Below are 13,542 nucleotides of genomic sequence, written 5' to 3'. Positions count from 1 at the left end.
ATGTCGGCATTTACTCATTTTAAATTTTTTCCGAGTCTTATTCAATACTTTCTACCATGTATTCATTTTATACTAGGTATATGAATAGGAAAAAGGAGGAATCACCATGTTGAAAAAGTTCATTATGTTGTTGGCAATTGTTGCCGTTTTAGGTGCTTGTTCGTCTTCTGATACAGCGAGTAGCGCGAATGACATTGCTTTACAGGACTTTGATGGAAAAACCGTCAGTCTTGCGGATTATGAAGGCAAGAAAGTGTATGTAAAGTTTTGGGCTTCTTGGTGTCCTATCTGTCTAGCAGGTCTCGATGAAGTGAATACACTAGCTAGGGAATCTACTGATTTCGAAGTGTTGACTGTAGTAGCACCTGGTTATAATAATGAAAAGAAACATGATGACTTCATAAAATGGTTCAAAGGTGTTCAAAATGTAGACGATTTACCGGTGTTATTAAATGATGGTGGCAGTCTAGTGCAAGACTTCAATGTGAAAGGGTATCCAACATCTGCTTTCATTGATACAAAAGGAAAACTAGTCCGCTCACAACCAGGACACTTATCGAATGAACAAATCATCGATGCTATGGCACAAATTAATTAATGAGGGGAGTCCTTTATTATGAAACTGAAATATATACTTAGTTTATGTTGCATCTTGCTGCTTGCAGGATGTGGCATAGGAAATTCAGATTCATCCACTAGTCTAGGTTCACTGACTGCTTCCTCAGATTCCAAGTATCCAGCCAATCCGAATGAAGATCTAACATTTAATGAAGAAAATCTTCAGGACATCTATTTGGCTGGAGGTTGTTTCTGGGGCGTGGAAGCTTACATGGAAAGAGTGTATGGTGTATCTGATGTAACGTCTGGCTTTGCGAACGGCACAACGGAAAATCCGACATACAATGAAGTCATTACAGGCAAAACAGGTCACGCGGAAACAGTGCATGTGCAATTCGATCCAGAGCGTACAGACTTGAAAACAATTGTGGAGCACTTTTTCATGATTGTCGATCCGACATCTTTGAATAAACAGGGAAATGACCGTGGTACACAATATCGATCAGGTATTTATTATACGAATCCCGACGACAAAATAATCATTGATGAAGTCGTTGCGAAAGAACAAGAGCGTTATGACGAGAAAATTGTTACAGAAGTAGAGCCATTAACGAGCTATACTCTGGCAGAAGAATATCATCAAGATTACTTAGAGAAAAATCCAGATGGGTACTGTCATGTAGAATTCGATACACTTGAAGATCAAGACATTCCGTCTGTAATTGACGCTGCGGACTATCCGAAGCCGAGCGATGAAGAATTGAAAAAGAAATTGACGAAAGCTCAATATCAAGTGACACAAGACAACAATACAGAAGCGGCATTCTCGAATGAGTACTGGGATACATTTGAAGACGGCATTTATATAGATGTCGCAACAGGGGAACCTTTATTCTCAAGTGCGGATAAGTATGACTCGCAATGTGGTTGGCCGAGTTTTACGCAGCCGATCATACCAGAAGTTATGACGGAACATACAGATAAAAGTTTCAATATGGTGCGAACTGAAGTAAGAAGTCGTGCGGGCGATAGTCACCTCGGCCATATCTTTCCTGATGGACCGAAAGATCGCGGTGGATTACGTTATTGTATAAATAGCGCAGCGATCGACTTCGTACCTCTAGAAGAGATGGAAGCTAAAGGATACGGCTATCTGACAAGTTATGTGGAATAATGTACACTGAATATAACAAAAGGAAAGGGGCCCCTTGGCAGCCTTTCCTTTTTACACGATAAAAAGAAGGGACCGGGTTCAATGAAAGAAATGATAGCGAAGTGCAGGTCAGAAGTCGAAGGGATTTACAATAAATTTGATGCAAGCCATGATCTCGATCATATTGACCGCGTAATGAAAAATGCAGAGAAAATCTTAATGACAGAGCCGGATGCTGATAAACTAGTCGTTAAACTAGCTGTTCTGTTACATGACGTAGAAGATACGAAGTATGAAAAGATGCATGAGGCAACGACTGTGGAATTACTTGAAAGAATAGGTGCGACGCAATCGATTACGGATCAAGTGCTGTCTGCGATTGAAAGTGTTTCATTCAGTGGAGGCAACGCAAAAGAACTTACTTCAATTAATGGAGCCATCGTTAGGGATGCTGATCGTTTGGATGCGATCGGTGCAGTAGGAATAGCGCGTGCATTTGCATTTGGAGGTGCGCGTGGTAGAAAACTCTATGACCAACAAGAAGAAGCACGAATGGATATGTCAGAGTCGGAATACCGCAAAAAAGAAACGGCCACAGTAACACACTTTCACGAGAAGTTACTATTGTTGAAAGAGTTGATGGTAACGAAAGAAGGTACACGGCTGGCGGAAGAGCGACATGAGTTTATGGTAGTTTTTTTGAATCAGTTAAAGAAAGAAATTGAATGAAAATTAGATTGCTTATACTGAACTTGATAGGATAGAATGAAGTCACTAGCAATAATAATCTATTCGATAGAGAAATAGGTGACGTCTTGGACAGAAATAATCGATTATTCATCATTACACTCGTTGTCATCGCCTTGTTTACATTAGGTGGATTCGCCGTGCAAAAGGGATTCATTACGTTTTAATATAATCACCAATATTCGTAGCTCATCGGTCGTACTAGATCGGGGGCTATTTTTATTTGGATTTAGCGAAACTTCGATTTAATTTACTTCTCTAAAACAGAAAACATCCGGTTATCTATGTAGATGTCCGGATGTCTCCAGATTCATTTTTTATCTGTATAAGTTCTTTTAACACATAATCTATCTGTTCCTGCATTTTAGCCAATTGATCTTCTTCAATCTCTTCTTCTAATGCGAGATAGGCAGCTAGCGTTGTAATCGCTTGGCCGAACAAGCCGATAGATTCACCGAGCAATGCCAATTTAGCAATCTGTTTTTCATTTTCACTCATAGAGAACTCTCCTTAATTGTTTTCTTATAAGTTATGATAAAGTCTTTGTTCTCGTTCGACTAAGTAATCAAGCCATAAATGAAGTATGAATAGGTACAGGTGTTGCATAGAAATAATAGTACTGTAAAAAAAGGAGGGTGTTTTGTATGTATAACGAACAAGAAACACGAACTATTACTGTCTTTGGCGAAGGTGCGGTGAAAGTTTCACCTGATACAGTTCATATGGTGTTATCTGTCACCACAAGAGGAACGGAACTTAAGGATATCCAACAAGAAAATGCTAGTCGTATGAACCAAGTCATCCAATCACTGAAAAAAGTAGGAATAGAAGAATCATCCATTCAAACAATAGATTTTCAAATTCGACCAGTCTATGAATACGTCAATGGCGAACAACGATTTCAAGGCTACGAAGTGATCAACTCCATCCGGATTACAAGCAACGAACTGTCACGAACGGGTGAACTAGTCGATCTCGCAGTCAAAAATGGTGTCAATCAAGTGGGGAGTATTGAATTCACGATGCAGGATCAAGATGACCGATATCAACAAGCTTTGGCGCTAGCCCTTACAGACGCTGAAACAAAAATGATTACAATTGGTACTTCATTGAAGTTACAAAATAAGCCGATTCCAATGAAAATTGAAGAACAGCATACGTCTCAGCCAGTTGCATTTCGAGCGATGGCCATGGCGGATACAGGTAGAACGCCGATCGAATCTGGTACTATTACGATTAGCGCAAGTCTACAAGTGAAGTATCAAATCATCTAATAAATTGGCTAGTATGTCATTTGGCAGTCTGCTACTATGATGAAAAAGGCTTTCGAAAGAGGCGGTACACATGGAAGTGCATTTCATTATCAATGAACAGGCTGGTGACGGTAAAGGGGCTAAAGTGTGGGCGATCCTGCGGAAGAATAGTAACTATCCATATCATCTGACAGAGCGGCGTGGTCATGCGATAGAACTGGCAAAGCAACTGGCTGGACAAACTTCTGAGTCATTGTTGCTTATCGTGATAGGCGGGGATGGCACGATTCACGAAGTGCTAAATGGGGTGGTAGGTTATCCTCATGTAACCGTCGGGGTCATGAAAGCAGGATCGGGTAATGATTTCGCGAGGGAGTTCCCCGCGTTTACTAGTTTGCAGGAAATTGAAAACTATATCGCAACCAAACCGATTAAGCGAAAAACGGTAGACTTTGGATCGGTTCAATTAGACACTGTTCATCAACGCTATTTTGCGAGTAATAGTGGATTTGGTTTGGATGCGGATATTTCATTGGCAGCTAGTCGATCTACTATTAAAAAGACATTGAATAAATGGAAGCTAGGTAGCGTAGTGTATGCATTGACGGTTGCAAAGAGTCTACTAGCTTTCAAACCTTTTAACGCGGAAATTCGAATAGATTCGGATACTCGCGTGTTTCGTAAAGTTTGGATGATCACAGTGAACAATCAAAAGTATTACGGTGGCGGCATGAAAATTTCTCCGCATTCCATTTACGATGATGGAGAGTTTGAGCTGACAGTCGTTCATTCCATATCCACGCTGAAATTCCTCACCGTATTCTTAACTGTCTTTAATGGAAGTCATACGAAGTTAAAGGGAGTTTCTACTTATAAGAGTGATACGTTCATCATTGAACCCGATCGAGTAGTAGGTTGCCACACTGACGGAGAGTATATTGGAACCACTTCAGACCGACCCGTTATTTGTAAGGTGGACGAGCGAAAGTGGTATGTGGCGGATCAGTCGTCAGTATAACCGTCTTCCTTCATTCTTTGCTTCAAGCTGGAATCGTTTTAGAATGCTGTGCTATAGTGAAAGTAACAAAGCAGGCAGGTGAGTACAGTGCAAAAGAAACGTAGACAAGTCATTAAAAAAGGAAATATGGTAGTCTTTCCCGGAACACTCGAGCGTCTTCACCGAGATGGTAGAGAGGCAATGGAACGTGATTTGCATGAAGATGCGATCCGCCATTTTGAATCTGTATTGGAAATTGACCCCGAAGATTATTCTGTTTTCGATGGTCTGGCCATTTCCTTATACGAAATGAAAGAATATGAACGAGCGAAAGAATTTGCCTTGCTTGCTATGCAAAATCAAGCAGGCGATTACATAGAATTACTCGAGCTTTATCTTTCAATTTCGATCCAACTCCAGCAATATGATGAAGTGGAGCTGACGATACAAGGTCTTCTAGAAAAAGAAATGATTCCGAAAAGTAGCTTGCAAAAGTTTCAATATTTACGCGAATTAAATGGACGATTATCCGATCGCTATGAAGAACCTTCTATTGAGGAGCCTTCTATTACAAGTAGCCATTTTTATAAGATGGGATCGATGGAGCAACAAGAATTTTTATTGTCGTTGCAACATCAGAAACTGCAACCGTATATTCCGCTGCTGGTGGATGTCATCGAAGCAGAGGATACATTACCTGTTGTGAAGACATATGCCTTACTTTTACTGCAGCAAACGGGTTATCAAGAAACATTAGCTATTCGCAAGTATCACTTTAAGACGGAGACGAATCCATCGAGACTTGTGTCCCCTGAAGAAGATCAATTTATTGGGGAGGTACAGTTTCTTGCAAAGGCACAATTTGAGAAAGATCCTACAGCGAGTGAGCTAGTAGTGAACCTGATATTGAAATACAGTGTTTTGCTGTTTCCGTTCCACTGGGGTCCTTATACGGCGGACGAAGTGGCGGGCGCATATGTAGCGTATACGAAGCAGTTATTATACGGTAAGCCGACAGAGGAATCTTCATTGCTAACGTTCATACGTTCGGTCGATGAAGAAATGGAAAGCTAACAGTGATTAATTCTTGAAAGATGAATAGACTATGTTATACTAAAATGGTTGTCAACTGCTTATCTGTATTCAGTAACGTTGTTGCTTGTAATAGGCACAACAAAATGAGCTGATTCAGGTAAAGCCTTCAAAGGGTGTCGAAGATTTTTTAGGAAGTACAGAAAAAATTTAGATACAATCATGCGAAGGTATAATTGATTAAAATAAAAATAAAAGTATTGCAAATGATTTGGAGGTCATACATATGACAGTTAAATGGGAAAAATTAGAAGGCAGTGAAGGGAAACTTACGTTTGAAGTTTCCGTAGAGCGTTTCAACGAAGCACTAGATGAAGCGTTCAAAAAAGTAGTAAAGAAAGTACAAGCACCTGGTTTCCGTAAAGGAAAAATGCCACGTAAGATGTTCAACCAAATGTACGGTGAAGAATCACTTTACAACGATGCAATCGATATCGTGCTACCTGGAGCATACTCTGCAGCAGTAGACGAAGCAGACGTTGATCCAATCGCTGCACCTGAGATTGACATCGAAAAGTTAGAAAAAGGCGAGCCGGTTGTATTCACAGCAGTTATCGCACTTAAGCCAGAAGTGAAACTTGGCGAATACAAAGGTCTTGAAGTGACTCGTCAATCAGTTGAAGTAACAGACGAGGAAGTTGAAGCACAGCTTGAACAACGTACAGCAGCACTAGCAGAAATGGTAGTCAAAGAAGACGGCGTTGTTGAAGATGGCGATACAGCTACAATCGATTTCGAAGGATTCGCTGATGGCGAAGCATTCGAAGGCGGACAGTCAGAAAACTACGAACTTGAAGTTGGATCTGGTTCATTCATTCCAGGATTCGAAGAGCAAGTAGTAGGCATGAAAACAGGAGAAGAAAAAGATATTGAAATCACTTTCCCTGAAGAATACCATGCTGCTGAACTAGCTGGTAAACCTGCTACATTCAAAGTAAAAGTTAACGAAATCAAGTCTAAAGAAGTACCTGAACTTGATGACGAGTTAGCAAAAGAAATCGACGAGAGCGTTTCTTCAGTAGAAGAGCTACGCACGAAGTTGAAAGAAGAAGCTGAAGAAGTGAAGAAGAATGATTCTGAAACAGCTCTTCGTGACGATCTAGTAGAACAGGCTGCAAGCAACGCTGAGATGGAAATTCCACAAGCGATGATCGATTCAGAAACGGATCGTATGATGCAGGACTTCGAACAACGTCTACAAATGCAAGGCATGAACTTGGATCTTTACTTCCAGTTCTCTGGTCAAGACGAGAAAACACTTCGCGACCAAATGAAGGACGACGCTCTAAGCCGCGTACGCGTTTCATTAACACTTGAAGCAATCGGTGCTGCTGAAAACGTTGAAGTTCCTGAAGAAGATATTAATGCAGAACTTGAAAAGATGTCTGAGCAATTCGGTATGGACGTTGAGCAAATCAAGACTACTCTTGGTGGCACATCTGTACTTGAAAACGATCTTCGTTTCAACAAAACAGTTCAACTACTTGTTGACAGCGCTAAAATCGTCGACTAATCTTTCTATATAGATAAAACAAGGTACGGTTTGCCCGTACCTTGTTTTTCTTAAATAAAAGACTTCATGTATAGAGTTTTCTAAACTCCATAAGCTAGAGCGTAAATAACCATACATATCAGGCTGGTTGTGTTGGTCGTTAAGTTCTAATTAGTTGATTAAGTCAAAGTAATCTTGTAGTATATTCACTTGAATAGGGGTGAGCATAATGTTCAAATTTAATGATGAAAACGATAACTTGAGCTGTTCTTTTTGCGGGAAATCTCAAGAGCAAGTCCGCAAACTAGTAGCTGGTCAAGGTGTTTATATTTGTGATGAATGCGTTGAACTTTGTGCGGAAATCGTGGAAGAGGAAGTCGGTCTTGAAGAAGGCTTTGAACTAAAAGACGTTCCAAAACCAAGAGAGATCCAAAGTATCCTCGATGATTATATCATCGGGCAAGATCGTGCAAAGAAATCACTCGCAGTAGCAGTATACAATCATTACAAACGAGTGAATTCAGGTAGTAAAATTGATGAAGTCGAGCTGGCTAAATCCAATATCGTCTTAATCGGACCAACAGGTAGCGGTAAAACTTTACTCGCTCAAACATTGGCTCGTATTTTGGATGTACCATTTGCGATTGCAGATGCGACTTCATTAACTGAAGCAGGTTACGTTGGGGAAGACGTAGAGAATATCCTCTTGAAATTAATTCAAGCAGCGGATTTCGATATCGATAAAGCTGAAAAAGGAATTATCTACATCGATGAAATCGATAAAGTAGCTCGTAAATCCGAGAACGCATCGATTACACGTGACGTATCTGGTGAAGGTGTACAACAAGCCTTGCTGAAGATTTTGGAAGGAACAGTTGCAAGCGTACCACCACAAGGCGGTCGTAAGCATCCTCATCAAGAATTCTTGCAAATCGATACAACGAATATCTTGTTCGTTGTGGGTGGAGCATTTGACGGCATCGAAGATATCGTTAAACGCCGTATTGGACGTAAAGTCATCGGTTTCGGTTCTGAATCGAAGCAAGAAATCAATGAACAAGATAGTCTATTGGCTAAATTGATTCCTGAAGATCTACAATCATACGGTTTGATTCCGGAATTCATCGGTCGTTTGCCGGTTATCGCAACTCTCGATACACTAGATGCGGATACATTGTATCAAATTCTAACTGAACCGAAAAATGCGATCGTTAAACAATACCAGAAGATGGTCGAACTTGATGATGTTGAACTTCAATTTGAAGATGACGCATTAATCGAAATCGCGAAAGAAGCAATTGCTCGTAAAACGGGTGCTCGTGGACTTCGTTCGATTATCGAAAATATCATGTTGGACGTAATGTATGATCTTCCTTCACTTGAAGAAGTAAAGAAATGTATCATCACTAAAGATTCTGTCACGGGTACATCTACTCCGATCTTGTATAAAGAAGACGGATCAATTTACGAAGCAGATAACGAAAAAAATACTGCATAACGCCGAAATGGCAAAAAGGCCGGCTCCACCGATGCGTATCCTATACGTTCGGCAGTCGGCTTTTTCTTACATAAGATTTTATTTATGAACTATATACATACTTAGACATAATTTATTTGGAGGTGGCTTATCATGCCGACGATTCAAAAACAGAACATCCCATTATTGCCACTTCGCGGAGTGATTGTATATCCGACGATGCTTTTACATATCGATGTAGGTCGAGAGCGTTCGATTTTTGCTATTGAACATTCTTTAGCAGGTGATCATCAAATTTTCCTAGCAACGCAGAAAGATTTAAGCTTAGAAAATCCAGAAAAAGATGATTTACAAACGATTGGTACGTTAGCGAATATCAAATCGATGACGCAATTGCCAAATGGTACCTATCGGGTATTGATTGAAGGGATACATAGAGCCAAGTGGTGTGTTTACGAGGAAGCGGATCTATATCCTGTTGTGAATGTGGAATGCTACGAAGAGAACGATGAAAAAGATGCTGAGGCAGAAGCGCTGATGCGTTCACTCGTTGCACAGTTTAAACGATACGCGAAAAACAGTAAACGTATTTCCGATGAAACACTCGAAACAGTTGAGAGTATTCAAGAACCGGGAAGATTAGCGGATATGATCGCATCGAATTTACCGTTAAAATTAACAGCGAAACAAGAAGTGCTTGAAATGATCGATGTACCTGAACGTTTGGAATGGCTAATTAGTCGTATGTATAATGAACAGGAAATCATGGAGCTTGAACAAAAAATTAATGAACGCGTAAAAGAAGCAATGGAACGTACACAAAAAGAGTTCTATTTACGTGAACAATTGAAAGCAATTCAGACAGAACTGGGCGATAAAGACGGTAAAGGTCTTGAAGTGACGGAGCTGAATAAGAAAATTGAAGAAGCGAATATGCCTCAATCTGTAAGAGAAACAGCAGAGCGAGAACTAGAACGCTATGAAAAAATTCCTTCTATTTCCGCAGAGAGTGGTATCATCCGTAACTATATCGAGTGGCTGATCATGCTGCCGTGGACCGATGCTACAAAAGACCAATTGGATTTGAAGCGTTCTGAAGAAATATTGAATCGTGACCACGAAGGCTTGGAAAACGTTAAAGAACGGATTCTTGAGTATCTAGCGGTGCGTCAGATGACCAATTCACTCCGTGGTCCTATCCTTTGTTTGGATGGACCTCCAGGGGTTGGTAAAACATCATTGGCACGTTCAATTGCCGAGTCATTAGGACGCAAATTTGTCCGTTTGTCTCTAGGCGGCGTACGGGATGAATCAGAAATTCGAGGTCATCGTAGAACGTATGTAGGTGCTATGCCCGGACGTATTATTCAAAGTATGAAGAAAGCGGGTACTGTGAATCCAGTTTTCTTACTCGATGAAATTGATAAAATGTCGAATGATTTCCGAGGTGATCCATCGTCTGCTATGTTAGAAGTGCTGGATCCTGAACAAAACAGCACCTTCAGCGATCATTATATTGAAGAACCGTATGATCTCTCAAGTGTCTTATTCATCGCTACATCGAATGATCTGGGGGCTATTCCTGGACCGCTACGTGATCGCATGGAAATCATATCGATCCCAGGTTACACGGAGCATGAAAAACAATCGATTGCCATCAATCATCTGATTCCCAAACAAATGAAAGAACACGGGCTGAAGAAATCCCAGCTACGTTTCCAAGATGAAGCCGTACTGGAAGTTGTTCGTTATTATACGCGAGAAGCGGGTGTGCGTTCATTGGAACGTGAAATCGCCAGTATCTGTCGTAAAGCTGCTCGTCAGATCCTCGCAGGTGATAAGAAAAGCTTGACTGTGAGCCCGAAAACATTGGAAACATTGCTTGGCAAAAAACGCTTCCGATTCGGACAGGCAGAAACGGTCAATCAAGTCGGAGCAGCAACAGGGTTAGCCTATACATCAGTAGGTGGAGATACATTGCAAATTGAGGTATCCTTATCACCAGGTAAAGGTAAATTATTGCTGACTGGAAAACTTGGCGATGTTATGAAGGAATCTGCACAAACAGCATTGTCGTATGTGCGTTCTAAAGCTATGACATTTGATATAGATCCAGATTTCCATGAAAAGTGGGATATCCATATACATGTTCCAGAAGGCGCCACACCAAAAGATGGACCTTCCGCCGGTATAACAATCGTAACGGCACTAGTATCCGCATTGACGGAACGCCCGATACGCCGTGAAGTCGGTATGACAGGTGAAGTGACATTGCGTGGACGAGTGTTGCCTATTGGTGGACTGAAGCAAAAAACACTAAGTGCCCACCGTGCAGGTCTTCGCACGATCATCATCCCGTCTGATAATGAACGTGATCTAGATGATATTCCAGATAGTGTAAGAAAAGAATTAACATTTAAACTCGTGTCGGATGCTCATGAAGTACTCGATATCGCTTTGGAGGAAAAGAAATGAAAGTCCATAACGTTGAAATGATTATGAGTGCCGTTAGACCTGAACAATATCCAACAGAAGGCTATCCTGAATTTGCGTTAGCCGGTCGCTCGAATGTAGGGAAGTCTTCATTCATCAATAAAATGATCGGACGCAAGAGCTTAGCTCGTACGTCTTCAAAACCAGGAAAGACCCAAACGCTCAATTTCTATAAAATTGAAGAACAATTATTTTTCGTTGACGTACCTGGTTACGGCTATGCGAAAGTGTCTAAAACAGAAAAAGAAAAGTGGGGCGGTATGATCGAGCAATACATTACGTCACGTGAAGAGTTGCGTGCGGTAGTGCAAATTGTCGATTTGCGCCATCCACCAACAAAAGATGACTGCATGATGCATGATTTCCTAGCCCACTATAATATCCCTACAATTGTCGTTGCGACAAAAGCCGATAAAATTCCTAAAGGTAAATGGGAGAAGCATAAGAAAGTCGTTCGTACAACATTTAACATGGAAGTCCATGAGCCGCTGATCTTGTTTTCATCCGAAAAAGGAATGGGTATGGATGAAGCATGGCGTGAAATTGAAAGTCGCATGTAAATAACGCGATAGTTTCGGGGGAATTGCTACATTATGACTTCAAATGATGTTCACAATTTACATTCCGACTAAAGCGCTATGTATGTTATAATGAATGTACGAAAAAGATTCCGAAAGGTGTGAGCACCTAATGTATACAGTCGTTGTCGGTGTTAACCACCGAACCGCCCCTGTCGAAATTAGAGAGAAGCTATCATTCGTCGAAGCTGATTTGCCACAAGCGATGCAAACATTGCAACAGCAAAAGAGCATCTTAGAAAACATCATTATTTCTACTTGTAACCGTACAGAAATTTATGCGGTGGTCGATCAGATTCATACAGGACGATATTATATAAAGAAATTCCTTGCCGATTGGTTTTCGATTCCTATTGAGGAATTCTCCAGTCACTTGATTATTCATGAAGAAGATGGTGCCATAGAACACTTATTACGTGTAACTGCAGGCATTGATTCCATGGTACTCGGTGAAACGCAAATACTAGGACAAGTTCGCAGTAGTTTTTTTGCTGCACAAAATATTGGTACAACAGGTACCGTATTCAATGAATTGTTCAAACAAGCGATCACAACAGCGAAGAGAGCACATACCGACACAGCAATTGGTGAAAACGCCGTGTCAGTTTCCTATGCAGCCGTAGAACTTGGGAAAAAGATTTTCGGTTCTCTCAAAGATAAGCATATTGCCATTCTTGGAGCTGGTACGATGGGTGAATTAGCAGTCAAGAACTTGCAAGGAAGCGGTGTTGGGAAGATTACTGTAATCAACCGAACATTCTCTAAGGCAGAAATTCTAGCGGCGAAATTTAATGGTGAAGCGAAATCTATGCAAGAGTTGCAGTGTTTGTTACTCGAAGCGGATATTTTGATCAGTTCAACTGGTGCTACTGAATATGTCATTGATTATGAATTGATGGATTTTGTAGAGAGACTACGTAAAGGCAAGCCGCTATTTATGGTAGATATAGCTGTACCACGTGATCTTGATCCAAAAATCGGTGAACTGAGCAGTGTATTCTTGTACGATATCGATGATCTTCAAGGCATTGTCGAAGCAAACTTGGCCGAACGTAAGCGTGCAGCTGATGAGATCGGTTTAATGATTGAACAAGAAGTAGTTGCATTTAAAGAATGGTTGACAACACTTGGTGTCGTGCCAATGATTTCTGCATTGCGTAAGAAAGCAAGTCGCATTCAGAGTGAAACAATGGCTAGCATCGAAAATAAAATGCCGGATTTAACGGAACGTGAAAAGAAAGTTCTGAACAAGCATACAAAATCGATTATCAATCAATTGCTGAAAGAGCCTATTTTACAAGCTAAAGAATTATCTACTGATAAAAAAGCAGCAGAGAAACTCGCACTTTTTGAACAAATCTTTGGGATTTCTGAAGATGTCGTAACAGAAAAGGAACAGCTGGCATTACAGGCAAAAGAACGTCTCCAAAAACGTGCTGATGAAAAATCAGATGTCGTTGATGTGACGAACTTAAATTATCAACACTAATCCCTGGTGGTTCTGTATCTGTCTTTCACAAGAACGATACAGGTCCACTTTTTTTAATGCAGTTAAATAAGCAAGAAATGTATAAATACTCGTGGCACTATGAGAAATATGCTTTCTATGGATGCAAATATTTGCAGTAACACCCTCTCATTTGAGACAATATAAACGAACACTCCTTACTAGCAAAAGAGAGGTTTTCGCTTGAAAGGCAGA

At 40.7% G+C, this 13,542-nt stretch carries 12 protein-coding genes; 11 read left to right on the top strand and 1 reads right to left on the bottom strand.

Going from position 1 to position 13,542, the window contains the following annotated elements; genetic code table 11:
• Positions 1–106: 106 nt before the first annotated feature.
• The 3 genes from SporoP32a_RS02355 (at position 107) to SporoP32a_RS02345 (ending at position 2,440) form a co-directional block, all read left to right on the top strand.
• Positions 107–598: a redoxin family protein gene (locus SporoP32a_RS02355; protein ID WP_085426449.1), complete on the top strand. Its 492-nt coding sequence runs from the start codon at positions 107–109 to the stop codon at positions 596–598.
• A gap of 18 nt (positions 599–616) precedes the next feature.
• Positions 617–1,732: a peptide-methionine (R)-S-oxide reductase MsrB gene (msrB, locus tag SporoP32a_RS02350; RefSeq protein WP_085426448.1), complete on the top strand. Its 1,116-nt coding sequence runs from the start codon at positions 617–619 to the stop codon at positions 1,730–1,732.
• Positions 1,733–1,813: 81 nt separating this feature from the next.
• Positions 1,814–2,440 carry an HD domain-containing protein gene (locus SporoP32a_RS02345; protein WP_085426447.1) on the top strand — a complete coding sequence of 209 codons (627 nt, stop codon included), beginning with the start codon at positions 1,814–1,816 and terminating at the stop codon, positions 2,438–2,440.
• Positions 2,441–2,740: 300 nt separating this feature from the next.
• On the opposite strand, the gene SporoP32a_RS02340 is transcribed toward SporoP32a_RS02345, so the two are convergent.
• Entirely contained in the window at positions 2,741–2,956 is a 216-nt protein-coding gene (locus SporoP32a_RS02340; RefSeq protein WP_085426446.1) for a hypothetical protein, read from the bottom strand.
• 146 nt (positions 2,957–3,102) lie between these two features.
• On the opposite strand from SporoP32a_RS02340, the gene SporoP32a_RS02335 reads away from it, so the two are divergent.
• The 8 genes from SporoP32a_RS02335 (at position 3,103) to hemA (ending at position 13,329) form a co-directional block, all read left to right on the top strand.
• The gene (locus tag SporoP32a_RS02335) at positions 3,103–3,732 is read left to right on the top strand and encodes an SIMPL domain-containing protein (protein ID WP_085426445.1); all 630 of its coding nucleotides are present in this window, start codon (positions 3,103–3,105) and stop codon (positions 3,730–3,732) included.
• A gap of 70 nt (positions 3,733–3,802) precedes the next feature.
• Entirely contained in the window at positions 3,803–4,729 is a 927-nt protein-coding gene (locus SporoP32a_RS02330; RefSeq protein ID WP_085426444.1) for a diacylglycerol/lipid kinase family protein, read from the top strand.
• 87 nt (positions 4,730–4,816) lie between these two features.
• Positions 4,817–5,782 (top strand): tetratricopeptide repeat protein, encoded by a 966-nt coding sequence (locus SporoP32a_RS02325; RefSeq protein WP_085426443.1) that lies wholly within the window; start codon positions 4,817–4,819, stop codon positions 5,780–5,782.
• A gap of 244 nt (positions 5,783–6,026) precedes the next feature.
• Entirely contained in the window at positions 6,027–7,313 is a 1,287-nt protein-coding gene (tig, locus tag SporoP32a_RS02320) for a trigger factor (RefSeq protein WP_085426442.1), read from the top strand.
• Between the two features lie 208 nt (positions 7,314–7,521).
• Positions 7,522–8,790, top strand: a complete 1,269-nt coding sequence (gene clpX, locus SporoP32a_RS02315) for an ATP-dependent protease ATP-binding subunit ClpX (protein ID WP_085426441.1) — start codon at positions 7,522–7,524, stop codon at positions 8,788–8,790.
• Positions 8,791–8,922: 132 nt separating this feature from the next.
• The gene (gene lon, locus SporoP32a_RS02310) at positions 8,923–11,244 is read left to right on the top strand and encodes an endopeptidase La (protein ID WP_085426440.1); all 2,322 of its coding nucleotides are present in this window, start codon (positions 8,923–8,925) and stop codon (positions 11,242–11,244) included.
• Positions 11,241–11,822, top strand: a complete 582-nt coding sequence (yihA, locus tag SporoP32a_RS02305) for a ribosome biogenesis GTP-binding protein YihA/YsxC (RefSeq protein ID WP_085426439.1) — start codon at positions 11,241–11,243, stop codon at positions 11,820–11,822. Before lon ends, yihA begins: the two co-directional genes overlap by 4 nt.
• Before the next feature lie 130 nt (positions 11,823–11,952).
• Positions 11,953–13,329, top strand: coding sequence for a glutamyl-tRNA reductase (hemA, locus tag SporoP32a_RS02300; RefSeq protein WP_085426438.1), 1,377 nt, complete (start codon positions 11,953–11,955; stop codon positions 13,327–13,329).
• Positions 13,330–13,542 lie beyond the last annotated feature (213 nt).

This window comes from Sporosarcina ureae (genome assembly GCF_002109325.1).
GTDB lineage: Bacteria > Bacillota > Bacilli > Bacillales_A > Planococcaceae > Sporosarcina > Sporosarcina ureae_C.
Note: the sequence above shows the minus strand (reverse complement) of the source record. Positions and strands in the feature narration are given on the sequence as shown.